Annotated in this window: 22 protein-coding genes; 7 read left to right on the top strand and 15 right to left on the bottom strand. The window is 55.9% G+C overall.

Features of this window, described 5'->3' with window-relative positions; genetic code table 11:
- Positions 1-48 precede the first annotated feature (48 nt).
- From ACXLHR_RS01285 to ACXLHR_RS01240, 10 genes are all read right to left on the bottom strand, one after another.
- Positions 49-987, bottom strand: a complete 939-nt coding sequence (locus ACXLHR_RS01285) for a beta-keto acid cleavage family enzyme (protein WP_458789740.1) — start codon at positions 985-987, stop codon at positions 49-51.
- A gap of 3 nt (positions 988-990) precedes the next feature.
- Entirely contained in the window at positions 991-2,010 is a 1,020-nt protein-coding gene (locus ACXLHR_RS01280) for a branched-chain amino acid ABC transporter permease (RefSeq protein ID WP_458789739.1), read from the bottom strand.
- Positions 2,007-2,870, bottom strand: coding sequence for a branched-chain amino acid ABC transporter permease (locus tag ACXLHR_RS01275; RefSeq protein WP_458789738.1), 864 nt, complete (start codon positions 2,868-2,870; stop codon positions 2,007-2,009). The genes ACXLHR_RS01280 and ACXLHR_RS01275 overlap by 4 nt, the downstream gene beginning before the upstream one ends.
- A gap of 1 nt (position 2,871) precedes the next feature.
- The gene (locus tag ACXLHR_RS01270; protein WP_458789737.1) at positions 2,872-3,579 is read right to left on the bottom strand and encodes an ABC transporter ATP-binding protein; all 708 of its coding nucleotides are present in this window, start codon (positions 3,577-3,579) and stop codon (positions 2,872-2,874) included.
- Positions 3,572-4,300 carry an ABC transporter ATP-binding protein gene (locus ACXLHR_RS01265; protein WP_458789736.1) on the bottom strand — a complete coding sequence of 243 codons (729 nt, stop codon included), beginning with the start codon at positions 4,298-4,300 and terminating at the stop codon, positions 3,572-3,574. Before ACXLHR_RS01265 ends, ACXLHR_RS01270 begins: the two co-directional genes overlap by 8 nt.
- A gap of 54 nt (positions 4,301-4,354) precedes the next feature.
- Positions 4,355-5,635 carry an ABC transporter substrate-binding protein gene (locus ACXLHR_RS01260; RefSeq protein ID WP_458789735.1) on the bottom strand — a complete coding sequence of 427 codons (1,281 nt, stop codon included), beginning with the start codon at positions 5,633-5,635 and terminating at the stop codon, positions 4,355-4,357.
- A gap of 39 nt (positions 5,636-5,674) precedes the next feature.
- Positions 5,675-6,604, bottom strand: a complete 930-nt coding sequence (locus ACXLHR_RS01255) for a 3-hydroxyacyl-CoA dehydrogenase family protein (RefSeq protein ID WP_458789734.1) — start codon at positions 6,602-6,604, stop codon at positions 5,675-5,677.
- Between the two features lie 4 nt (positions 6,605-6,608).
- Positions 6,609-7,412: an SDR family NAD(P)-dependent oxidoreductase gene (locus ACXLHR_RS01250; protein WP_458789733.1), complete on the bottom strand. Its 804-nt coding sequence runs from the start codon at positions 7,410-7,412 to the stop codon at positions 6,609-6,611.
- Complete coding sequence (locus ACXLHR_RS01245) at positions 7,409-7,759, bottom strand: cupin domain-containing protein (RefSeq protein ID WP_458789732.1); 351 nt, start codon at positions 7,757-7,759, stop codon at positions 7,409-7,411. The genes ACXLHR_RS01250 and ACXLHR_RS01245 overlap by 4 nt, the downstream gene beginning before the upstream one ends.
- Positions 7,760-7,822: 63 nt before the next feature.
- Positions 7,823-8,659 carry a cyclase family protein gene (locus ACXLHR_RS01240; RefSeq protein WP_458789731.1) on the bottom strand — a complete coding sequence of 279 codons (837 nt, stop codon included), beginning with the start codon at positions 8,657-8,659 and terminating at the stop codon, positions 7,823-7,825.
- 212 nt (positions 8,660-8,871) lie between these two features.
- On the opposite strand from ACXLHR_RS01240, the gene ACXLHR_RS01235 reads away from it, so the two are divergent.
- The 6 genes from ACXLHR_RS01235 to ACXLHR_RS01210 all read left to right on the top strand — a co-directional run bounded on the left by ACXLHR_RS01235 (position 8,872) and on the right by ACXLHR_RS01210 (position 14,784).
- Positions 8,872-9,639 (top strand): IclR family transcriptional regulator, encoded by a 768-nt coding sequence (locus ACXLHR_RS01235; RefSeq protein ID WP_458789730.1) that lies wholly within the window; start codon positions 8,872-8,874, stop codon positions 9,637-9,639.
- Between the two features lie 220 nt (positions 9,640-9,859).
- A complete protein-coding gene (gene rsfS, locus ACXLHR_RS01230; protein ID WP_458789729.1) occupies positions 9,860-10,246 on the top strand; it encodes a ribosome silencing factor in 387 nt (128 codons plus the stop codon).
- On the top strand, positions 10,246-10,716 hold the full coding sequence (gene rlmH, locus ACXLHR_RS01225; protein WP_458789728.1) for a 23S rRNA (pseudouridine(1915)-N(3))-methyltransferase RlmH: 471 nt from the start codon (positions 10,246-10,248) through the stop codon (positions 10,714-10,716). Before rsfS ends, rlmH begins: the two co-directional genes overlap by 1 nt.
- Before the next feature lie 95 nt (positions 10,717-10,811).
- Positions 10,812-12,326, top strand: coding sequence for a 2,3-bisphosphoglycerate-independent phosphoglycerate mutase (gene gpmI, locus ACXLHR_RS01220; RefSeq protein ID WP_458789727.1), 1,515 nt, complete (start codon positions 10,812-10,814; stop codon positions 12,324-12,326).
- Positions 12,323-13,438: a murein hydrolase activator EnvC family protein gene (locus tag ACXLHR_RS01215; protein WP_458789726.1), complete on the top strand. Its 1,116-nt coding sequence runs from the start codon at positions 12,323-12,325 to the stop codon at positions 13,436-13,438. Before gpmI ends, ACXLHR_RS01215 begins: the two co-directional genes overlap by 4 nt.
- An 11-nt stretch (positions 13,439-13,449) precedes the next feature.
- Positions 13,450-14,784 carry a S41 family peptidase gene (locus tag ACXLHR_RS01210; RefSeq protein ID WP_458789725.1) on the top strand — a complete coding sequence of 445 codons (1,335 nt, stop codon included), beginning with the start codon at positions 13,450-13,452 and terminating at the stop codon, positions 14,782-14,784.
- Positions 14,785-15,353: 569 nt separating this feature from the next.
- On the opposite strand, the gene ACXLHR_RS01205 is transcribed toward ACXLHR_RS01210, so the two are convergent.
- From ACXLHR_RS01205 to ACXLHR_RS01190, 4 genes are all read right to left on the bottom strand, one after another.
- Positions 15,354-17,795, bottom strand: a complete 2,442-nt coding sequence (locus ACXLHR_RS01205; protein WP_458789724.1) for a GcvT family protein — start codon at positions 17,793-17,795, stop codon at positions 15,354-15,356.
- Positions 17,792-20,254, bottom strand: coding sequence for a GcvT family protein (locus ACXLHR_RS01200; protein WP_458789723.1), 2,463 nt, complete (start codon positions 20,252-20,254; stop codon positions 17,792-17,794). The genes ACXLHR_RS01205 and ACXLHR_RS01200 overlap by 4 nt, the downstream gene beginning before the upstream one ends.
- A 53-nt stretch (positions 20,255-20,307) precedes the next feature.
- Entirely contained in the window at positions 20,308-20,877 is a 570-nt protein-coding gene (locus ACXLHR_RS01195; RefSeq protein ID WP_458789722.1) for a helix-turn-helix domain-containing protein, read from the bottom strand.
- A 70-nt stretch (positions 20,878-20,947) separates the two neighbouring features.
- The gene (locus ACXLHR_RS01190) at positions 20,948-21,409 is read right to left on the bottom strand and encodes a GAF domain-containing protein (RefSeq protein ID WP_458789721.1); all 462 of its coding nucleotides are present in this window, start codon (positions 21,407-21,409) and stop codon (positions 20,948-20,950) included.
- A 231-nt stretch (positions 21,410-21,640) separates the two neighbouring features.
- Here ACXLHR_RS01190 and ACXLHR_RS01185 point away from each other — a divergent pair, with 231 nt between their 5' ends.
- Positions 21,641-23,218: a gamma-glutamyltransferase family protein gene (locus ACXLHR_RS01185; RefSeq protein WP_458789720.1), complete on the top strand. Its 1,578-nt coding sequence runs from the start codon at positions 21,641-21,643 to the stop codon at positions 23,216-23,218.
- 24 nt (positions 23,219-23,242) lie between these two features.
- Here the strand turns inward: ACXLHR_RS01185 and hspQ are convergent, their stop codons facing one another.
- Positions 23,243-23,569 (bottom strand): heat shock protein HspQ, encoded by a 327-nt coding sequence (gene hspQ, locus ACXLHR_RS01180; RefSeq protein ID WP_458789719.1) that lies wholly within the window; start codon positions 23,567-23,569, stop codon positions 23,243-23,245.
- Between the last annotated feature and the right edge of the window lie 6 nt (positions 23,570-23,575).

Below are 23,575 nucleotides of genomic sequence, written 5' to 3'. Positions count from 1 at the left end.
ATTGTATCAGGTCACAAGCAGCCGCGTTGCGGTAAACGCCAGCTACAACTAGAACGCGACTTTATCGCCGCCCTTCAAATCAAGCATTTCGCGCGCCTCGTCAGGGGTCGCCACTTCGCAACCTAGATCCTCAACGATACGGCGAATTTTGCGCACTTGATCAGCGTTACTTTCGGCCAGCTTGCCGCGCGAGATCAGCAGACTGTCTTCCAAACCAACACGCACATTGCCGCCCATCTGGCTGGCAGTCGTAGCAAGCCCGATTTGCGCGCCACCGGCACCCAGTACCGACCAACGATAATCATCACCAAACAGACGATCTGCCGTGCGTTTCATGAACACGAGGTTATCAATTTCCGGCCCGATGCCGCCCAGAATACCAAAGATGAACTGGATGAAGACCGGCGCCTTGAAAAGCCCGATATCCATGCAAAACTTCAGATTATACAAATGCCCGACATCATAACATTCATGCTCGAACTTGATGTTATGCGGGGCCAATGTGTCGGCGGCTTCTTTGATATCGCGGAACGTATTGCGGAAAATATTGCCGTCAGAATTCTGAACATAGTCCTTTTCCCAGTCAAACTTCCAATCTTCGTCCTTGTAACGCCCCGCAAGCGGATGAAATGAGAAATTCATCGACCCCATGTTCATCGAACACATCTCTGGCGAAAACGTCTTTGCAGGATTGATCCGATCCTGAATAGATAAAGTCAAAGACCCCCCAGTCGAGATGTTCAGAACCCCATCTGTCGCCTGTTTGATGCGCGGCAGAAACGGCTGGAAATCTTCAATGGCAACCGAAGGCGATCCATCTTTCGGATTGCGCGCATGCAAGTGCAAAATCGACGCGCCAGCCTCTGCGGCATCGACCGCTTGGGCCGTAATATCGTCGTAAGTATAGGGCAACGCGGCGGACATAGTGGGCGTGTGAATAGCCCCCGTTATGGCGCAAGTGATAATCGTTTTCTTTTGACGTGCCATGTTTTAGGGCCCTTTCTTATCTTGATGATGTTGAACGCGGTAGCCCAACGGAAAAAGTTGCAGATCGTAACGGGCGCGGATCAAACCCCAGATGCCTTTGGGCGCCTTTAGCATGATCACGATCGCCACAAGCCCCAGCACGATCAGGTATGTCGTGCCCAAATCAGCTAGCGTTTCGCGCAGCAAAAAGAAAATCAACGTGCCAATAATCGGCCCCTCGACCGTCCCGATGCCACCGATCACAACAATGAAAATGACAAAGGCGGTCCAGTCATTCACGCTAAACGCCGCATCTGGCGAAATCCGCAGCTTTTGTAGAAAGATCAGCGCACCGACCATCGACGTCAGGGCCGCAGTGGCAACGTAAACAACAAATTTCGTGCGAAAAATATCAATCCCTAGCGAGCCCGCCGCCAGCTCATTATCGCGAATAGCCGTCAGCGCAAGCCCTCCGCGAGACCGCAGAAACAGATAAACTGCCGCAATAACAACAACCGCGATGCCCAGCGCCATCCAATAGCTTAACGCTTCGCGACCATCACGCGTTTCCGACAATGATCGCACGATATCAACGGGCAACGACGACCCGGACCCACCGCCTAGCGCGCTCATCTGTGCAAATGACAGACGGAAAACCTCGGCCACTACCCATGTCCCGATTGCAAAATAGGCGCCTCTCAGCCGGAAAATCAACGTGGCCGTCGGGATCGCAATCAGCCCGCCCAGAACGCCCGCCAGAGCAATAGCCAACACCGGCGAGAACCCCGCAAACATCGTCAGTGTGAACAACATATAGCCGCCAAAACCCACATAAGCTTGCTGGCCGACCGAGACCAATCCGGCATATCCCGCCATAAAGTTCCACAGCGAGGCCAGCGCGAGATAAAGAAAAATCTCGCCCATCAACCGCATATCCGCCCGCCCGGCCCACCACGGGGCTGCAATCAAAATCACCAGAATGATGGCCCCGACCACGGCCGCAATCTGTGCTGCCCGCGAGGTTCTTGTGACGTAAATACTCATGCTGCAATCCTTGGAAACAGACCATTGGGGCGCACGGCAAGGATCACCAGAAACACGATATGTCCTGCCAGAATTTGCCATCCGGGATCAATCTTGGCACCCACGGTCTGCGCCACGCCCAAAATCACGCCGCCCGCCAATGTGCCCCATAAATTGCCAAGACCGCCAATAATCACCGCCTCGAACCCAAAAATCAGACGCCCGCCACCCACAGAGGGATCAAAACTGGTGCGAATGCCCAAAAGAATGCCGCCAATTGCGGTGACTGCCAGCGCGAGCGCCATTGCCAGTCCGAAAATATGACGCTTGTTCAGTCCCATCAGCTGCGCAATGTCCTGGTTGTCAGACACGGCACGAAACGCACGGCCCAATGCGGTATGGTAGAACATCCATTGCAGCCCCCAAATCACCGCAACCGCCACGCCAAACGTCAACACCGGCAACACGCCAAGAGATAGCCCCCCAACCGACATCGATGCCGTCTCAAGTGCGCCTGCACTTAGTTTTTGCGGATCTGCGCTATAGACTTCCAGCAGGCCGTTCTGAATAATCACCGACAAACCGAACGTCACCAAAAGCGGCGGTAACAGATCATCACCAAGCGTCTGGTTTAAAATACCGCGCTGCAAAAAATACCCGAACACGCCCATCATTGGCACCACCAGCAGCATCGCCAGAAGCGGATGCATGCCCAGCACGGTGGTCACCGTCAGCCCCAGATAGGCTGCCAACACAATCAAATCACCATGCGCAATATTCACCAACCGCATCACGCCAAAAATAAGCGAAAGCCCCGCTGCAAAAAGCGCGTAAAGCCCCCCCAGCAAAGTGCCTTGCACCACTGCATTTAACCATTCCATATCAAGCGATCCCAAAATATGCGTGGGAGATTGCCTCACGCGAAACTGTGTTCGACGGCCCTTCCAACGTGACCCGCCCTTCTTGCAGACAATAAACCCGCGACGACACGGCCAGCGCTTTCGAAATATCCTGCTCGACGATCATGGCACTCATACCCTCGCCAACAATTCCGGGAAGAGCTTCGTAAATGTCCTTGATGATGATCGGCGCAAGTCCAAGACTGATTTCGTCAAACAAGATCAGATCGGGGTTGGACATCAACGCCCGCCCGATGGCCACCATCTGCTGCTGCCCGCCCGACAGTGATGTAGACGGCACTGCACGCCGTTCGTGTAAAATCGGAAACAGCTTGAAAACCGCATTCAAATCCCAAGGACCTTTGCGGCCGATCTGCCCCCCGATTAACAGGTTCTCTTCCACCGACAGTGACGGGAACAATTGCCGCCCCTCAGGGACGAGCGCTATACCAGTCCCTGCAACCTGATCTGCCCGAAGCCCGCCAATATCGGCACCGCGATAGGCAATCTGCCCCGCACCGTTTTGCAACAGACCGGAAATCGACCGCATCAAAGTGGTCTTGCCAGCACCATTCGCGCCAACAATCGCCAGCACCTCGCCTTGTTCTAACACCATATCTACACCGTAAAGCGCCTGAAAATCGCGATAATGTGCGTTCAATCCTGTGATCGACAACATAGGGTTACGCATCAACATCAATCCCCAGATAAATTTCCTGCACGATCGGGCTCGCCATTGTCGCAGCGGGTGCGCCCTCCGCAACCATTTCGCCAAAATCTATGACGATCAGCCGGTCAACCACCGCCATCAAGGCATGCACCACATGCTCGATCCAGATAATCGACACACCAGAGGCGTGAATGTCCTTGATCGTCTGGACCAGCGACGTGCACTCTGCTTCCGTCAATCCGCCCGCAATTTCATCCAGCATCAGCAACTTTGGTTTGGCACATAGCGCGCGGGTCAACTCAAGGCGCTTACGCTCCAATAGTGTCAGACCTCCCGCCAACGTATTGGCTTTCGGCAATAATCCGGTCTGGTCAAGTATTTCCAGACAAAACTGTTCGGCCTTGTTCCCGCGCAAGCCTGCCGCTTGGGTCGCCGCAATCATCGCATTCTCGAAAACGGTCATCCCCGAGAACGGTTGCGGCACTTGAAAAGAACGGGCCATGCCAGCACGACACCTTTGTGCTGCGGATAGTTTGGTGACATCCTTGCCATCAAAAAACACCCGACCCGCATCAGGGCTAAGTGTTCCTGTAATCAGGTTAAACATCGACGTCTTGCCAGCACCATTGGGGCCAATGATGCCCAGCGCCTCGCCGCGCGCCAATTCATATGACAAATCGTCCGACACCGTGACGGCACCAAATGATTTTGCTAAATTTTCAAGCTTCAGAAACGTGGCCATAGCATCCTCAAAATTAGGTTGGTGGCGCAACCAAATCACGCCACCAATGGGAGGTTATCCAAGCAACTTCATCTCGCCAGTCAGCGGGATGTCAGGTGCAGCCGAGTTCGCGACGATCTTCAGATCGAACACATCGCCTTCTTTTTGCCATTGCCCCGCAACAAGCGGCGTTTTGGTAACATTGTTAATCGGACCATTGGACCAGTTCACATTGCCTGTGATCGTGTTCAGGTTCGTCGCCGCAATCGCCGACACAATCGACGACGGGTCTTCCAGATCATCAGCGCGTGCAATCACATCAGCAACAACCTCAAACAACGCGTGTTTGAACCCGATAGGCTGCGTCCACGGACGACCCGTTTCAGCAGTATACCCTTCGGCCAGCTCCTTTGAACTTGCGCCCGTCAACGACGACGAGAACGGATGGTTCGGCGACCACCAAACCTCGGAACTCAACCCGTTGCCACGCTCTCCCAGTGATTCAATGACCGACGGGAACAGCAGCGCCTTGCCGATTGTCACGATTTTTGGCGCGAACCCCTGCTGTGCGGCCTGCGCCCAGAACGTCGCAAAGTCAGGCGGGATCATGTTGCCTGTGACGATCTCGCAACCTGCCGCTTTGAACGCTGCAATCTGGTTTGAAAAATCATCCGACAATGGCTGATAACGTCCTGGATCAGTCAGTGTATAACCCGCATCAGCAAGCGGTGTTGGCAACCCGTTGACCGGATCACCCCACGCATTGCCATCCGCATCGTTGGGGAACAAGCCGCCAACAGTCTTGGAAATTCCAGTCGGTCCCCACATATCTAGGAAAGTGCCAATAACGTCTTCAAGGCCCCAAAAGAAATGGTAGGTGCTTTGAAAGCCTTCACCAGGAACGCCATTACGACCAAAGAAATAAGGCTGCCAAGGGCAATCTGTCGTGATGCACGGCACGTCGTTGATCTCGGCCTGATCGGCAACAGGGTTCACGGTGTCAGGTGTCGACGCCGCAACAATAATATCAACCTCATCACCAAGGATAAGGTCGGCCGCCACTTCCGCAGCGCGGTTAGAATTCGACTGGCTGTCCTTGGAAATAATTTCGATATTCCACGTCTTGCCGTTGTTCTCGATGCCTGCCGACAACTTTTGTTGGATCGCAGACAGTACATAATCATCGGCTTCGGCAAAGTTCGCCAAGGGACCGGTGCGCGGGCTGACATGCCCAACACGCAAAGTTGGCGTCTGCGCATAAGCGCGGGTGCCGCTCAGGATCGCAGGCGCGGCAAGCGCCATTGCGCCCGTTGACAAAAACCTGCGGCGTGAAGTGTTCTTCATCTTAAAAGTCATAGCTTCCTCCCTGACCCGATCACATGATCGGGCTACTGTTTAATCGTTCAAAATCCCGTCCAGTCGGGTCAGATGTCGCGCCACGCGCGTGCGCACAGCATCTGCCTCCTCTGGCGTCCATTTGCGAAACCCTTCCCCCGATTTCATGCCCAAGCGGCCCTCCTCGACCAGCTTCTTCAAATAGGGGGATGGGCCTTTACGGCTTTCCAGATCGGCCAGAACATTGTCGTGAATATCCAGCGTCAAATCCGTGCCCACCAAATCAGCATTTTCCAGCGGACCAAGCACCGATAGTCTGCGACCAAAACTGGCTTTGATCACTGTATCCACGGCCTCTGCATCGCAAATTCCGTTCTCGACAAGACTGATCGCCTCGCGCCAAAGCGCGTGCTGCAAGCGGTTGCCAATAAATCCAGGGACATCTTTCGCCACCAGAACCGGCGTCTTACCCGCATCCGCAAGCAGCCCCATCATGTCCTGCGCAACCGCGTCGTCCGTCCATTGGGTCTTCACAACCTCGACCAGCGGGATCAAATGCGGCGGATTCCACCAATGAGTGCCGATCGCGCGGTTCTTCAACCGCAAATTTTGCATGATTTCAGTAATCGGCATCACAGATGTATTTGACGCCAGAATACAAGTTTCAGGCGCACACGCTTCAATCTCTGCAAAAATCTTCTGCTTTAGCGCCATCTTTTCGGGGGCCGCTTCAAAAACGACCTCCGCGCGACGCACGGCCGTTTCAGTCTTGTCGCAAATCTCGATCTTTTTCAAAATCTTTGCGATGCTTTCAGACGTCTCGCCCATCGCCGTCAGGCTCGCAATGATGCGTGCAGACACAGTCGCACGGGCTTCAATCGTCGGGTCCGTGATCGTCACATATTGCCCTGCCCGCGCCATGGTCAACGCAATGCCATGCCCCATAAGGCCAGCACCGATCACAGCAATCTGGCGGTTTTTCGCAGTCATAATCTTATCCTGCCGTATAGCCACCGTCAGCATATAAAATATGCCCGGTATAGAAATTTGAAGCCTTGGAGGCGAGGAACAACAACGGTCCTGCCAGATCTTCCGGCTCGCCCAATCGGCCCACAGGCACACGCGCAAGGAACCCGTCGCGCACCTTCTTGGCCTCGGGATTATCCTCGAACATCCACGCGGTCAGTGGCGAGCGGAACACAGTGGGCGCAATCGCATTCACCGTGATCCCCTCCTTGCCAAGCTCGCACCCTAACGCCTTGGTAATGCCGTCTGTCGCAGCCTTTGACGCGCAATAGGCCGAATATCCGGCTGGATGCCCAAGCAGACCGCGCGCAGACGACACAAGCACGATCTTACCGCTCTGCTGGATCTTCATCTGCGCTGCGGCGGCGCGGGCCAAAAGCCAACTTTGCGTCACGTTGGCATCCATGACAGCCTGAAACGTCTCGGGTGCCATGTCATTGACCAAAGCAATCTTGTTCATTCCCGATGCCACGACCAGAATATCCAGCGCACCGTAAGCGTTCACAGCCGCCTCAACCAAGCCATTGCAGGCATCTTCATCAATTGGACGCGCGTTGATGGCAGTCACATCCGCACCCATCTCGCGGCACTCCGTGCTAATCTCGTCCAGTGCCGACTGATTGCCAGCAACCAATACCAGCTTACAGCCAGCACCTGCCAAAATACGCGCCGCCACCATCCCAAAGGCGCCGGATGCGCCAGTGATCAAGGCAACATTGCCCGACACGTCAAACAACGACAGAGGGTTTCTCATCACGTTCAAGTCAGTCATTTCGCGACCTCCGGTGGGTAAGGAATAACAACCAGCATCTTGCAAACGTCGTTGCTACGGTTCTCGATTTTGCGAATCTCATGGGCGGGAATGGTGCAACTGTCGTGCTTGCGCAGCACCGTCTCTTCGCCGTCAACGATGACAGTCATCTCGCCTTCAAGGACAACATAGACCTTCTCGAACGGGGTCGCGTCAGGACCGGCGCCACCATCGGGCAGAAACTGGCTGAAGCCGATCCACTGGTTTGTCGGACCACCCTCTTCAAATCCTTGCAGGCGCAAGCCATGGCAACCGAAATGGTTCGGAGCTTCGTAGGGTTGGGCATCTTGGAAACGTTTTACATGCATAGCAAGACCTCTCGAAAAACAGAATTCTGGCCGCAGGTTCGCCCTGCGACCAGACAAGAGAGTTTAGAATTCAGCGCCGTCGTCGATGCGGAACTCTTGGGATTTATCGATCATTGCGACCAAGCGAATGATGCAGCCATCACCGCGATCCCAGTTCCAAGGGAAGAATGCGAATGTACAACGCTTGCCGGTCACCGCATCAAGGTCGCCACCAACGTTCTCGATTCCAAGAATACCGGCTTTGAACAGGATCTGGTGCACAGGCTCCCAATCAGGGAAATCGTCTTTCCAGTCATTCCCGCCGGACCACTCTTTATATTCCGCTTCAAGGTGCGGCAAAAGCGGACCATTACGCTGCGGACCAATGGCCGTCGCAAGTGGGTGGTCGTTGGCCTGCGTATCGTGGCCGACAACCTTCACACCCTTCTCGACCATCCACTCGCCCGCCGATGCCACAAATCCGGGGCAATAAGCAAAGTAGTCGCCATCTTCGTAATCATGGTGCCAGCCGGTGTTGATAATCAACACATCATTCTTGCGAATGACATGGCCGCAGGCCTTCTCAAGATCTTCCCCTGTGATCGGCTCCCACTTCTTTTTGGGCAACGACACAACAATGCCGGTCCCAAAGAAATGCGGCAACGGCACCTCGTCAATAAACGGTGTACCCTGAACAACATGCGCCGGCGCATCGATGTGGGTGGTCGCGTGCATGGTCGTCGTGATGCGCTGGCTCAGCACACCGGATTTTGCCATGTAGTGGATACGCTCGATCTTGGTATCCTGAAAATAAGGCCAGTTCGGGTTCTGAAACCCAAAGCGGTGGCTCAGGTTATAAAACTCCAAACCCATGTCGTTATCTAGGTTTGCTTGGAATTCGATTCCGCGGACTTTTACCATCAGGTACGTCTCCTTTTTTCACCGAAATCCGGCGTTGGTGCATTCAAAATGTCAGAGTGGTTCCTCCCACCTGTCCATTTTAGTGATGCACATGCCACGCTTCACGGTCAATAAAATAATCGCAATGCGACAATCCTGTATCGTATTGCGATACGATAAAAATGCAGCTACATTACCGTCAATAGGGCTTATTTACATCGAGGATTATTCAAGTGACTGATATTATAGATAAAAGTAGCAAGTCAGGCATTCAGGTTATCGCGCGCGCAGCGGCGGTTTTACGCATACTGCGAGATTCACAAACCGGCATGACACTTGGGCAAATCGCACTGCAAACAGGCTTGGCCCGCTCTACGGTACAACGAATCGCAGGTGCGCTGATGGATGAAGGATTTGTGATCAGTGACCCGAAAGGTCCCGGCCTTTGCCTTGGCCCGGAACTAAGCGCGCTCGCGGGCGCGGCGCAGTATAGTGTTGTCGAACACTGCCGCCAATTCTTAACGGAACTCACCCGAAAAACCGGTGAAACCGCTGATCTCAGCGTGTTGGGCGGGATCGGCATGACCTTCCTTGATCAGGTCCCCGGCACCCACCGCCTAACGACCATATCCCGCGTTGACGAGACATTCCCACTAACAACGACCGCGAACGGATTGTCCTGCCTTGCTGAACTGCCCCAACCCGGAGCAATCAAACTGATAGAAGCAGAATGGAAACGCAACGGGACACGCGGTGATCTCAACGCCATCCTCCTAAAATTACGCGACATCCAACAAACCGGACTGGCCTACGACATCGACGCACATTCCGCAGGCATCTCTGCGATCGGTTTTGCATTCAAGGATTGGAGCGGAACGCTCCATGCAATTTCGGTTCCAATGCCATCAACTCGCTTTACAGACATGAAAGAACCGGTTGAAACTGCGCTCCTGACAACAAAAGCCAATATTGCAAAAGTGATGGCACCAACACGTCAATAGCGGCCCCTCCGCACGGGCATTCACACATTATTGCTTAGGAATGGTCCCGACCTGACAACTTCGCTGCATTGTCCCAACCCTCTGTGTTGAAATTACCTTCCACCCTTGTTACTTTACATCAAGACTTGCGTTTGGTGCTAAAACTGGCGCAATAGCTCTTTCGCCAGCAAACTGGCCCGATATTCATGGCCGTTTTGCGGCCCCTACAGGATCCGCCCTTATGACCACACGTACCACTGCAACCAGCGAAAACATCTTGGCCGCTGTTTTGAAATCCCTTGATGATGACAAAGGCGAGGATATCGTTCAAATCAGCCTTGCCGGAAAATCGTCCATGGCCGACCACATGGTCATCGCGTCGGGTCGCTCGACCCGTCAGGTCACGGCGATCTCCGAAAAACTGGTCGACCGCCTGAAAGCAGAATTCGGCGTGGTCTGCAAAGTCGAAGGCCGCACCACAGGCGACTGGGTTCTGGTCGATACCGGCGATGTGATCGTGCATGTGTTCCGCCCCGAAGTGCGCGAATTCTACCAGCTCGAAAAGATGTGGCAGCCCGGCATGACGCCCTCCGCTGACGCACATGAAGCCCCCACATCTGACACATAATGCGTGTTCATATCTGCGCTGTTGGTCGTTTGCGAAAAGGACCGGAGCGCGATTTATATGACGACTACCTCACCCGCTTTGATCGCACGGGCCGCGCACTTGCGCTTGGACCTGCGCAATTGATTGAGGTAGAAGACAAAAAAGGCGGCGGCATGCCCGCCGAGGCCACGCTGTTGGAACGCGCCATTCCTGCGGGATCGTTGATTTGCACCTTGGACGAACGCGGACAGTTGCAATCTTCGCCACAATTCGCACAAACGCTGGGAAATTGGCGCGACCAAGGCCGCCAAGACGTGGCATTTGTGATAGGCGGTGCAGATGGGATTAACCCCACCCTACGCGACCGCGCCGATGCATCGCTTTCATTCGGCAAAATGGTCTGGCCGCATATGTTGGTGCGTGTGATGTTGGCAGAACAATTATACCGTGCGGCTTCAATCCTGTCGGGCGGGCCTTATCATCGGGTCTAGCCTCCGGCGGGAGTTAGATTGGACATAGAAAGTTGCTGTTCCGTGTCTGCCTGATATGGGGTAGGTCGGAAATACGTATTTTGGAGAGTTTTATTATGACCGCAGTGAGGCCCGTTGTTTTGTGCATCCTTGACGGATGGGGTCTGCGCGATGATCCGGTTGGCAACGCGCCTCTCCTTGCAAAAACGCCGAATTTTGACGCAATCATGACAGGACCACACGCCAAGCTGTTGACCCATGGCAATGATGCAGGCCTGCCAAAAGGCCAGATGGGCAATTCCGAGGTCGGTCATACCAATATTGGCGCAGGCCGCGTCGTGGCGATGGATCTGGGCCAGATTGATTTGGCAATAGAAGATGGCAGCTTTGCAACCGCTGCGCCGTTACTATCATTTATTGCTGCCATGAAAGCCTCCGGCGGTGTGGCGCATCTGATGGGCATCGTATCCGACGGCGGTGTGCACGGCCATTTAACGCATATCGTCGCAGCCGCGCACGCGCTCGATGCAGCGGGCATCCCTACAGTGTTACATGCCATGACGGACGGGCGCGACGTCGCCCCTAAAAGCGCCAGTATCTATTTGCAGGCGCTATCAGACGCCCTGCCTCCCGCAGTCAAAATCGTCACGGTCACCGGCCGGTATTACGCCATGGACCGCGACAATCGTTGGGAACGCGTGCAGACCGCCTATGATGCAATGGTCCGCGCCGCCGGCCCCATCGGCACTGACCCACAGGCTGTCATTGACACCGCATATGCCGCAGGCCAAACGGACGAGTTCGTTCCCGCCACGATCATCGCCGGCTATACGGGCATGAAAACAGGGGACGGCCTGTTTTGCCTGAATTTCCGCTCTGATCGCGCCCGCGAGATCTTAGCCGCAATCGTTGACCCTGCTTTTACCGGGTTTGTCCGTGACGCACCCAAACTCGCCGCACGTCTGGGCATGGTCAGCTACTCCGACGCCCATGACACATGGTTCCAGACCGTCTTCCCCAAGCGTGACATCCCCAGTACCCTAGGCGCATGGGTGGCCAAGCACGGCTTGCGCCAGTTCCGCCTCGCTGAGACCGAAAAATATCCCCATGTCACATTTTTCCTCAACGGCGGTATCGAAGTGCCATCCATCGGCGAAGATCGCTTCATGCCCCAATCGCCAAAAGTGGCGACCTATGACCTGCAACCCGAAATGTCATCCGCACAAGTGACCGCTGCTTTTGTCGAGGCAATTGGCGCGGGCTATGACTTGATTGTCACCAATTACGCAAACCCCGATATGGTGGGTCACACTGGTGACCTGAACGCAGGGATCGCCGCCTGCGAGGCCGTGGATCGTGGCTTGGGCGAGGTTCTGCACGCTCTAAAGGCCGCAGGCGGCGCCATGATCATCACCGCAGATCACGGTAATTGCGAAACAATGATCGACCCCGTGACAGGAGGTCCGCACACCGCACACACCCTGAACCCGGTGCCTGTGGCCTTGGTCGGCGGACCTGCGGGTGCGACATTACATGACGGGCGACTGGCCGATCTTGCACCAACAATACTCGACTTGATGGGGCTCGCATTGCCCCCAGAGATGACCGGACGGACCTTGATAGACAAATGATCCGCCTCCTTGTTTGCCTCATCCTGACCGCCGGCACCGCCGCCGCACAAAGCTCTGGTGACGCAGCGATTGCCGCGGCTGAACGGCTGGCCATCGCAGGCGAAAGCCTGACCGCCGCGCAAAGCGCACGCGACCGCGTCTCAGCTTTGACCGAAACCGTGCAGGCCTACGAGGACGGTCTGATCGCGATGCGCGAAGGACTGCGCCGCGCCGCGATCCGCCAAAAAACAGTCGAGGCCGAACTCGCGGCCAAATCAGAAGAGGTGGGCCGCCTGCTTGGCGTTTTGCAAACCATGGGCCGCGCGCCCACGCCGCTATTGTTGCTGCACCCCAGCGGCCCGACAGGCACCGCGCGCGGCGGTATGATGGTCGCCGACGTAGCCCCCGCCATTCAGGGCGAAGTAAACGTGCTACGCACAAAACTCGAAGAAGTGGCGCTACTGCGCGGCCTGCAAGAAAACGCAGCGGCAAAACTGCAAGAGGGGCTGGACGGCGCACAGGCCGCCCGCGCCGCACTATCAGCCGCGATTTCCGACCGCACAAACCTGCCCCTGCGCTTTACCGAAGACCCGATCCAAACCGCACTTTTGCTGGCCAGCACCGAAACATTAGAAGCCTTTTCCAGCGGATTGATTGATGCATTCGCCGATGGCGATAGCCCCGTCGACGCGATGGACCAAAAAGGCGCATTGCAGATGCCAGTGCAAGGCCAACTCTTGCGGGCCTATAACACGCCTGATGCAGCGGGTATTTCGCGCCCCGGCGTGATCGTTGCCGCCCGCCCGCGCGCCCTGGTGACCTCGCCCGCCGCCGCGACAATCCTGTTCCGCGGGCCGCTTCTGGACTATGGCAATGTCATCATTCTAGAACCCGCTGCCGACGTCTTATTCGTGATCGCAGGACTGGAAGAGGTGTTCGGCGAAGCAGGCCAAGTCATCCCCGAAGGCTCGCCAATCGGCCTTCTGGGCGGAGAAGTGCCGAGCGCTCGCGAAATATTGACCCAAAATGGCGCAAACTCGGGTGCTGTCGCGTCACAAACCCTTTATCTTGAGGTCAGAGAAGGGCAAAGTCCCGTAAACCCAGTCGACTGGTTCATTCTGGACGCCAATTAGGACAACTGTATATGAAAAAGCTGATCACCGCCGCTGCCACCGGAACAATTCTTGGTCTGATTACCACGACCCAGATTGCAGGGCCCTTGCTTGCCCAGGATGCGCAAAACAGTGCAAGCGTCTACGAACAGCTTGATCTATTCGGCGATATCTTTGAACGCATCCGCAGCGGCTATGTCGAAGAGGTCAACGAAAAAGACCTGATTCAGGCCGCGATCAACGGCATGTTGACCTCGCTTGATCCGCACTCCAGCTACCTGTCTGCCGACGATGCCGCTGAAATGCGCACCCAGACACGCGGCGAATTCGGCGGCCTCGGCATCGAAGTGACGCAAGAAGACGGCTGGGTCAAAGTGGTGTCACCGATGGACGGCACCCCCGCCGACGCCGCTGGCATGCTGGCCGGCGACTTCATCACAGCCGTTGATGGCGAAAATGTGCTGGGACTGACCCTCGACGAAGCAGTCGATCTGATGCGCGGCCCTGTCGGCTCTGAAATCATCATCACCGTGGTGCGCGAAGGCGAGGTTGAACCGTTTGACGTCTCGATCATCCGCGACACCATTAAACTGACCGCCGTGCGTAGCCGGACCGAAGGCAACGCCGTTGTCCTGCGCATCGCGACATTCAGCGACCAAACCTTCCCCGATCTTGAGGCAGGCTTGAAAGAACAAGTCGCAGAAGCAGGCGGCATGGAAAATGTCGACGGCATCGTGCTTGACCTGCGCAACAATCCAGGCGGCCTGCTGAACCAGGCAATCTACGTCTCCGACGCCTTCCTCGACGCAGGCGAAATCGTATCCACACGCGGGCGCGAAGAAAGCGATAGCGACCGGTTCAACGCCGAGCTTGGCGATCTGGCCGAAGGCAAACCAATCGTGGTGCTGATCAACGGCGGCTCGGCCTCCGCCTCCGAAATCGTGGCAGGCGCATTACAAGACCACCGCCGCGCAATCGTTGTTGGCACCAAATCATTTGGCAAAGGGTCGGTGCAAACCGTGGTTCCATTGCAAGGCGAAGGCGCGATGCGCCTGACCACCGCGCGCTATTACACGCCCTCGGGCCGCTCGATCCAGGCGCTGGGTATTTCGCCCGACATCATTGTTGAACAGCCCCGCCCGACCCCTGCAGTCGAAGGCGCGGAAGAAGACGCGCCAAAGTTGCGGACCGAAGCCGACCTGCGCGGATCGCTCAATAACGACAGCCTGACCGAAGACGAAATCCTTTTGATCGAAGAAGACCGCGCGCGCGCCGAAGCCGCGGCCGCCCTACGCCTTGACGACTACCAACTGGCCTATGCCATTGATATTCTAAAAGGTTTGAACGCACTCGGCCCTAAAGAGTAGGCCCACATCACCCACCTTCCGCTTGGCTTGACCGGCGGAAGGTGGCGCTCACCAAAACCGATGTTAACTAATCATAGACCTTATCGCGCGGAATTCCCGGCTCACAACCGAGCGTCTGATAATCTCTTCATAACAAGATGACGACCACCCCACCTGTGCCGTAATCAACGCGAACCCGCAGGTCAGAAAGTTTCTGGAAAACCCTTAAATACGCGCTCAAAGCGATGCTTTTAGCGCCAAAGAACACCGCCACCGCTTCACCTTTTGCACAGTTGACCTGTCACACTCACCGCAATGCATCGGCTTCACTGCCTGCCTGATCCAGCATATTGGGGGCACGGATACCCCAGAAAAGTGATATCTACCGTCTAGCATTTTGCCCTTGAAACGCTGTGCCTCACTGAGATCATCACCTTAAAAGTCCCCCAAAACGTCAAATCACAATCTGCCATGAAACGGCTCGTGATGACCACGTCGTCAAGAGACGATTTTGATCACCCGATGAGGCCACAGCTCACGCTCTGCAAAAGCCATACTTTGACCGCATAACGCGCAACCACCTTACATAATCACGCCTTTACCCGTTCCCCCGTCGGGTCATAAAACGGCTTGAGAGACACCTCCGCCCTAACCCGCACACCCATCACGTCAATCTCGTAATCCGACGCCAGAACCTGTGCCGCACTCTCGCCCTCGCAAGGGATATAGCCCATCCCCATCGCCGCCCCCAGATGATGACCATAGACACCAGATGTCAGGTAACTGACCACCTGCCCGTCACGCATCACAGGTTCATTGTGATAAAGTAAAGGCTCCGCATCGGTCAACTTAAACTGCACCAACCGCTTTGACAGCCCCACTTCTTTTTTGCGCAACACCGCATCGCGGCCAATGAAATCAGGCTTTTCGGCCTTTACTGCAAAGCCCAACCCCGCCTCTAAAACATGATCCTCACAGGTAATATCATGGCCAAAATGCCGGAACCCTTTTTCAATCCGGCCCGCATCCATCATATGCATCCCGCATAGCTTCGCACCCATCTGCTGCCCTGCCGCGAACAACACCTCAAACGCATGCGCGGCCATATCGCTCGACACATAAATCTCCCAACCCAGCTCGCCCACATAGGTCACACGGTGCACCCGCGCCAACCCGAACCCCAATTCAATCTCCTGCGCTGTGCCAAACGGATTGACCGCGTTGGAAAAATCATTCGGCGACACCGCTTGCAACAATTTACGCGCATTTGGCCCCATCACAGCCAGCACCGCCTCGCCCGCTGTCACATCAGTAATCACAACATTGAACGCACCCACATTGCGCCGCATCCAAACCTCGTCAGCCAACCGCGTCGCCGCAGGCGTGACCACCAGATACGCAGTTTCGGACAGACGGGTCACGGTCACATCGGCCTCGATCCCCGCACGAGAATTCAAAAACTGCGTATATACAATTTTGCCCACAGGCACATCATATTGCCCGCCGCCTACATAATTCATGAACGCAGTCGCATCGCGCCCTTCCACACGAATTTTGCCGAACGACGACATATCATACATGCCGACATTGCTGCGCGCTGCGGCCAGCTCGGACGCTACATTGCCAAAGAAATTTTGCCGCTTCCACGAATACTCATAGGCGGGCTCCTGCTCCGCCTCTGCGAACCAATTGGCCCGCTCCCAACCTGCCAACTCACCCATGACAGCACCCTGCGCCACCAATTGCGCATGGAACGGCGTGCGCCTGACCCCACGCGCAGTCGCTTTCTGGCGATACGGAAAATGATCGGCGTATAGCAGCCCAAGCGTCTCTTTTGACCGCTCGAACAAATAATGCCTATTGCCCTGAAAAGGCTGCATGCGACTGATGTCAACATCGCCCAAATCAAACGGCTTTTCCCCCGCATCCATCCATTGCGCCAGCGCCATACCCGCGCCACCTGCCGACTGGATCCCGATCGAGTTAAACCCCGCCGCAACCCACACATTATCCATCTCGGGCGCAAGCCCCAGATGATAGGCATCATCAGGGGTAAAGCTTTCCGGACCGTTAAAGAACGTATGAATTCCTGCATCTGCCAGTATCGGCATCCGGTTCACCGCTTGTTCCAAAATCGGCTCAAAGTGGTCGAAATCCTCAGGTAATTGATCGAACTCGAAATCTGCAGGGATACCGTTCATCGCCCAAGGTTTCGCAAGTGGCTCAAATGCGCCCAATAAAATCTTGCCCGCATCTTCCTTGTAATACGCACATTCGTCCGGCACCCGCAGCACAGGCATCTGTGTCAGCCCCGCAATCGGCTCGGTCACAATATAAAAGTGTTCACAAGCATGTAACGGCACGTTCACGCCCGCCATGCGGCCCACCTCATGCCCCCACATACCAGCACAATTCACCACTATATCGCAGTCGATTTGCCCCGTCTCGGTGCCGTTATTCCACTCCACCGATGTCACCCGCCGCGCGTTACGATTGATCTTGGTCACGGCCGTGCGCTCGATGACACGCGCTCCGTTTTGCCGCGCACCTTTCGCCAGCGCCAGCGCGATATTGGCAGGATCACCCTGCCCGTCGCGCGGCAAATAAACACCCGCCGTGACGCCGTCGATATTCAGATGCGCGTAACGCTCTTTCACCTCGGCTGGGCTGATCTCCTCGACCTCGACACCAAACGCACGGGCCATCCCCGCCTGCCTGAAAATCTCTTCTTTCCGCTCGTCAGTCAGCGCAGCCGTGATCGACCCGACCCGTTTAAATCCGGTCGCAACACCTGTCTCAGCCTCCAAATTCCCATATAGTTCCTGACTATATTTCGCCAGTTTCGTCATATTCGCCGTGGCGCGTAGCTGCGCAATTAGCCCTGCGGCATGCCATGTTGTGCCGGACGTCAGCTGTTTACGCTCCAGTAAAACCACGTCTTTCCAACCCAGTTTCGCCAAATGATACGCCACAGAGCAACCAATAACACCGCCGCCGATAATAACGACGCGGGCGTGTGAAGGAACAGTCATGCGCGAATCCTCTTGTTTTCAGGGTCCCACAATGGCGCGTCAGCCTGCACCGTTGCGGGCACATCTTCACCGTAAATACGGACGCTGACCTTGGTGCCTTCAACCGCCAGATCAGGGCGCACCATGCCCAGCGCTACTGATTTATTCACGCGGTAGCCAAATGCCCCAGATGTGGTTTCGCCCACTACTTTACCGTCATGGATGATCGTCGACATATAAGGCGCGTCGGCCGCTGGCACCCGATCAAGGGTCAAGGTCACAAACTGTTTGGTAACGCCCTGCTGCTGCTCGGCCAACAATGCCGCCTTGCCTGGAAAGTCACCTTTGTCGAACTTTACAAACCGCGCAAGCCCCCCCTGCAACAAGGTGTAATCGGTCGATAAATCGCCCTTCCACGCACGATACCCTTTTTCGATCCGCAAGGAATTCAGCGCATACATGCCAAACGGCTTCAACCCATGCACACTCCCTGCGGCCATCACAGCATCATAAACCGCAGGCGTATTCTCAACCTTCGAATGGATTTCCCAGCCCAGTTCGCCTGCAAAAGACACCCGCACCAGCTGCACCCAGATACCGTCAATCCGCGCCGATTGATGGGTCAACCAACCAAACGACAAGTCCGCATCAGAACAATCAGCCAGCACATCCCGCGCCTTTGGCCCCGTTAAAATCTGGCAACTAAACTGCGTGGTCACGTCGGTGATCGTAAACCTTGCATCCTTCGGCATCCGCGATTTGAGAAACTCAAGATCATGCCACTGCGCCGTAGCCGCGGTAATAAGAAAGAAGGTGTCGTCAGCCAGACGCATGGCAGACACTTCCGTCACAATCCGCCCACGCGTATCGGCAAAATAAATCAACCCGATGCGCCCGACCTTGGGAATGCCGCCCGTGCCGTTATCACGCAAAAATTGCGCGGCCCCCTCTCCGTCCAGCTTATACCGCGAAAAACCGGGCAGATCCAAAATCCCCACAGCATCGCGCACAGCCTCGCACTCTTCGCGAATACGCACCTGCCACGGACCGGACCGGTCCCAAGTGAACGTCGCCTCAAGTGACGTGTCATCACCCGCCTGCGCATACCAATTTGCGCGCTCCCATCCGTTATACGCCCCCATGACCCCGCCCAGCGCACGCACTTTTTCGTCAACCGGCGACAGCTTTTTATCGCGTGCGGCAGGCCACTCATGCTGCGGAAAATGCATCGCATATTCGTGACCGTAAACCTCGCGGGCCTTGCGATCACAATAATCCTGATTGGTATAATCGGTGTAGCGACGCGGATCGACAGCCCACATATCCCACTCGGTCTGACCTGTCGTAATCCATTCGGCCATCACCTTGCCCGCACCACCAGCTTGGGTAATCCCGAACGTAAACACACAAGCCTCATAGGCATTCGGCACACCCGGCATCGGCCCCATCAACGGCAAACCATCCGGCGCATAAGGGATCGGCCCGTTAATCACACGGCCCACACCCGCCGTTCCCAAAATCGGCACACGGGCCATCGCATCCTCGATATACCACTCCAACCGCTCCAGGTCGTCGGGATATAACTGAAAGCTGAAATCATCGGGCATCGGATCATCAGGCGTCATCCAGTGCCCCTTACAATTCCGCTCGTAAGGCCCAAGGTTCAACCCGTTCTTATCCTGCCGCAAATAATACGAACTATCGACATCCCGCAAAAGCGGCACCTTACGCCCATTCGCCTCGGACCATTCCTTCAACGCAGGAATTTCCTCGGTCAGAAAATACTGGTGCGACATGGTCGCCATCGGCACCGTGCGACCGCCAAACGGCTTGAACCACTCACCAACACGCTGGGCATAATAACCGGCAGCATTCACCACCTTTTCACAGCGAATATCGCCCTTCTCCGTATGCACGATCCATTCGCCATTCTCGCGACTGACACCCAAAGCAGGACAAAACCGCTCGATCTTTGCACCCAACGCACGCGCCCCCTTGGCCAATGCCTGCGTCAGCTGCGCGGGATCAATATCGCCATCGTCAGGATCCCATAACCCACCAGCCAGATCATGGGTCTCCAAAAACGGATATGCCTCTTTCATATCCGCGAGCGACATCATCTCGACGCTCAGCCCCTGATAATTCGCCATATCCCTCGCACGCTCGAACTCCTGCATACGCTCCTTTGAATGGGCCAACCGCACCGACCCTGTGACATGATAATTCATCGGATAATCAACCGCGTCCGCCAAACTTGCATATAGCTCTAAGGAATAGCGCTGCATGTTCATAATCGCCCAGGATGTGCTGAACGACGGACAATTCCCCGCCGCGTGCCACGTCGATCCAGCGGTCAGCTCGTTCTTCTCCAGCAGCACGCAATCAGTCCAGCCAGCCTTGGCCAGATGATACAAGGTCGAGACCCCCACAACCCCGCCACCAATGATGACCACACGGGCGGTCGTTGGAAAATCAGCCATGCTCTTGCTCCCTCATATGTCAAAACCTTACCCGCAGATAAGGTAGGTATTTGTTAGTAAACCGGCGGCGCAATCACCCAGATCGCAATACACGGCACCGCGTGCGGGTTGGCCCAGCGATATCGCTCGCCGCGTATGCGAAAACTGTCACCCGCGCCCAGTTGGAAATGCACCTCGTCAATCCACAACTCCAGGCGACCCGACACAATGTACCCGACCTCTTGCGTGGGGCGCGCAATGGCATCCACAATCCGCGCACCGGCCTGAAACGTCGAATGCACCATCTCGAAATCGTCGGTCAAATCAGGCGACAGCAATTCCTCGACCAGCCCCGCTTCGCGTGACCCGATCGGACGGCGGGCGCCACGGCGCACGATCAACCCTTCTTCACCGACAGCAGAGGCCGTGCGAAACAGACTGGACACCGCCACATCCAGAACCCGCGCCATGGCACGCAGATCATCAACCGACGGCGTCGAAATATCGCGCTCGACCTGACTCATCCACCCAACCGATTTACCCAAAGCATCCGCCATCCCCACAAGGGTCAACCCGCGCGATTTGCGCAGCACCCGCAGGTCTGCACCCAAGGTGCGCGAAGTGTCTGGCGTAGCGTTTGGCATTTCAGATCCGTGAAATTTATCTCATTAATTTCACACTCACCGATTCCTGCAAAATCTCAAAGCGTTTTTTTCAAACCTGCGCATCCGCAAAAGCAGCTTTCAAAATCGCGTCCATCTGATCCGCATCCTCTTGGGTAAAGGCCGCAGGCTGGTCGCTATCAATATCAAACACACCCAGCAATATGCCGGCACTATTCCACACAGGCAGCACCAATTCCGACCGCGTGCTGGACGCGCAAGCGATATGACCCGCAAACGCCTCAACATCGTCAACCAACTGCACCTGACCCGACCGCGCCGCAGCACCACAAACGCCCCGCGAAAACGGGATCACCAGACAACCATGACCACCTTGATAAGGCCCGATCTTCAACATCTCTGGCGCCGTCACACGATAAAATCCGGTCCAGTCAAAGCGGTCGTCGCTATGATGCACCTCACAGGCCACCGTCGCCATCAAGGCGACAACATCGGTTTCACCCATTGTCAGTGAAGCAATGGTCTGGCTCAAATCGGGATAGTTGACGCGCATAGCAGGGTCCATTCGTATAAAAATGCAATGGCCTTAATATGACCACATTATGATCATCATGCCGCCCTGTTCAAAAGGCAAACAGGTTTCATAGCTGCATAGCTTTTCTCGGTGCTCTGTATACTTAGCCCCCACCCAGTTGCGGGGCACCGAGGTTCTTATCTCCCAATTTATGATTGCCCTCTGCGCCAAAGTCCTTAGGCTTTTACCAGACCTTATCAGGGGATAAAAATGCGCGATTTTCAGGCAGCAGGCAGATCAGCTACATTCGCAACCAATGGCATGTGCGCCACCTCACATCCGCTCGCGGCCAAAGTCGCTGTGCAGATGCTAGAGGCAGGCGGCAACGCCGTCGACGCCGCCATTGCGGGGGCTGTCTTGCTCGGGATTTGCGAACCACAAATGACAGGGATCGGCGGCGATTGCTTTATCCTCATGACCCCTGCGGGCGAGGACCGCGTCGTTGCGCTGAACGGATCAGGCCGCGCACCTGCCGGTCTTGATGCGGCAATGATGCGTGAAAAGGGCCTAAAAACAGCGCCATTGCGCGGGGTCGAAGCCGTGACAATTCCCGGCGCAATTGACGCATTTTGTACCCTATCAAACGACTTTGGCAAACTGGGCCTCGCAGCATCACTGGCCCCCGCGATCCATTATGCGCAGGCAGGCGTGCCTGTCGCACCGCGCGTCGCTTTCGACTGGGCGCAGGATGCCGGCGCCTTGCAAGGTGCCGCCCGCGACAAATACCTTATCCAAGGCGCACCACCCGTTGCGGGACAAATGTTTCGCGCGCCAGAACAGGCCGAAGTCTTACGCCGGATCGCGATGCAGGGGCGCTGCGGATTTTACGAAGGCGACGTCGCACAAGATATGGTGGCATCGCTGAATGCCATGGGCGGCGTGCATACGCTGGATGATTTTGCGGCCTGCAGGTCCGACTATACTGATCCTGTCTCGGGTGGGTATGGCGGCTTGGACCTCTGGGAACATCCGCCAAACGGACAGGGTGCCACTGCAAATCTGATGCTTAATATCCTGTCGCATTTTGATATCGCCAGCATGGACCCTTTCGGCGCCAAACGTGCGCATATCGAGGCAGAGGCCACTAAACTCGCCTATGATTGTCGTAACCGCGTGATTGCCGACCCTGATCACACCCACCGCCTAGCGCATCTTTTATCGCCGGATACCGCCGCCAAACTGGCCGCCCTGATCAACCCGAAACGCGCGATGCCAGCCGACCTGCCGGGGGCCGAGGCGGTTCATAAAGATACGGTTTATATCACGGTCGTGGATCAGGACCGCATGTGCGTCTCGTTGATTTATTCGATATTTCACGGGTTCGGTTCGGGGCTCATGTCGGACAAGTTCGGAGTGTTGTTCCAGAACCGCGGCGCCGGTTTTACGTTGCAGGACGGCCATATCAACGAAGCAAAAGGCGGCAAACGCCCGATGCACACGATCATTCCGGGACTGCTGAAAAAGGCGGGTAAACCCTATATGCCCTTTGGCGTCATGGGGGGGGCGTATCAACCCTGCGGCCATGCGCGGTTTGTTAGCAACCTGACCGATTTTGACATGGATGTGCAAAGTGCGATTGACGCGCCGCGTAGCTTTGCCGAGGGGACGCAGATCAAAGTCGAACGCGGCTATGATCCGGCGGTGCGCCAAGAGCTGGCCGATCTGGGCCACACTGTCGTCATTCCTGACGGGCCCATGGGCGGCGGTCAGGCGATTGAAGTGCGTGATGACGGCGTGTTGGTGGGTGGCTCTGATCCGCGCAAAGACGGTTGCGCGCTAGGGTATTAAAGAGAATGGGTTTTACCCCACGTCTTAATTCATCTGCACTTGGAGCGGGTATTGTCCGTCCTCAAACGGGCCAAACAGGTCGTCAAGGTCAGGGTGCTCGATGGGTTCGCCCGAGTAATCTGCGACGAGATTTTGCTCTGACACATAAGCCACATAATAGCTTTGATCATTTTCGGCCAGCAGGTGATAAAACGGCTGGTCTTTCTTGGGTCGGCTATCCTCTGGAATAGCGTCATACCATGCGTCGGTGTTCGAGAACATTGCGTCCACGTCAAAAACCACCCCACGGAACGGGTGTTTACGATGACGGACGACTTGGCCCAGATGATATTTAGCGCGCGTTTTGAACATATACCT

The sequence above is a fragment of the Yoonia sp. MH D7 genome (assembly GCF_054439475.1).
This window is presented reverse-complemented; position numbering and strand designations above follow the sequence as displayed.

Coding starts and splice junctions, on each gene's coding strand:
- ACXLHR_RS01285 (WP_458789740.1), bottom strand. CDS start 987: ATGGCACGTCAAAAGAAAACGATTATCACTTGCGCCATAACGGGGGCT.
- ACXLHR_RS01280 (WP_458789739.1), bottom strand. CDS start 2,010: ATGAGTATTTACGTCACAAGAACCTCGCGGGCAGCACAGATTGCGGCC.
- ACXLHR_RS01275 (WP_458789738.1), bottom strand. CDS start 2,870: ATGGAATGGTTAAATGCAGTGGTGCAAGGCACTTTGCTGGGGGGGCTT.
- ACXLHR_RS01270 (WP_458789737.1), bottom strand. CDS start 3,579: ATGCGTAACCCTATGTTGTCGATCACAGGATTGAACGCACATTATCGC.
- ACXLHR_RS01265 (WP_458789736.1), bottom strand. CDS start 4,300: ATGGCCACGTTTCTGAAGCTTGAAAATTTAGCAAAATCATTTGGTGCC.
- ACXLHR_RS01260 (WP_458789735.1), bottom strand. CDS start 5,635: ATGACTTTTAAGATGAAGAACACTTCACGCCGCAGGTTTTTGTCAACG.
- ACXLHR_RS01255 (WP_458789734.1), bottom strand. CDS start 6,604: ATGACTGCGAAAAACCGCCAGATTGCTGTGATCGGTGCTGGCCTTATG.
- ACXLHR_RS01250 (WP_458789733.1), bottom strand. CDS start 7,412: ATGACTGACTTGAACGTGATGAGAAACCCTCTGTCGTTGTTTGACGTG.
- ACXLHR_RS01245 (WP_458789732.1), bottom strand. CDS start 7,759: ATGCATGTAAAACGTTTCCAAGATGCCCAACCCTACGAAGCTCCGAAC.
- ACXLHR_RS01240 (WP_458789731.1), bottom strand. CDS start 8,659: ATGGTAAAAGTCCGCGGAATCGAATTCCAAGCAAACCTAGATAACGAC.
- rsfS (WP_458789729.1), top strand. CDS start 9,860: ATGACCACACGTACCACTGCAACCAGCGAAAACATCTTGGCCGCTGTT.
- rlmH (WP_458789728.1), top strand. CDS start 10,246: ATGCGTGTTCATATCTGCGCTGTTGGTCGTTTGCGAAAAGGACCGGAG.
- gpmI (WP_458789727.1), top strand. CDS start 10,812: ATGACCGCAGTGAGGCCCGTTGTTTTGTGCATCCTTGACGGATGGGGT.
- ACXLHR_RS01215 (WP_458789726.1), top strand. CDS start 12,323: ATGATCCGCCTCCTTGTTTGCCTCATCCTGACCGCCGGCACCGCCGCC.
- ACXLHR_RS01210 (WP_458789725.1), top strand. CDS start 13,450: ATGAAAAAGCTGATCACCGCCGCTGCCACCGGAACAATTCTTGGTCTG.
- ACXLHR_RS01205 (WP_458789724.1), bottom strand. CDS start 17,795: ATGACTGTTCCTTCACACGCCCGCGTCGTTATTATCGGCGGCGGTGTT.
- ACXLHR_RS01200 (WP_458789723.1), bottom strand. CDS start 20,254: ATGGCTGATTTTCCAACGACCGCCCGTGTGGTCATCATTGGTGGCGGG.
- ACXLHR_RS01195 (WP_458789722.1), bottom strand. CDS start 20,877: ATGCCAAACGCTACGCCAGACACTTCGCGCACCTTGGGTGCAGACCTG.
- ACXLHR_RS01190 (WP_458789721.1), bottom strand. CDS start 21,409: ATGCGCGTCAACTATCCCGATTTGAGCCAGACCATTGCTTCACTGACA.
- ACXLHR_RS01185 (WP_458789720.1), top strand. CDS start 21,641: ATGCGCGATTTTCAGGCAGCAGGCAGATCAGCTACATTCGCAACCAAT.
- hspQ (WP_458789719.1), bottom strand. CDS start 23,569: ATGTTCAAAACGCGCGCTAAATATCATCTGGGCCAAGTCGTCCGTCAT.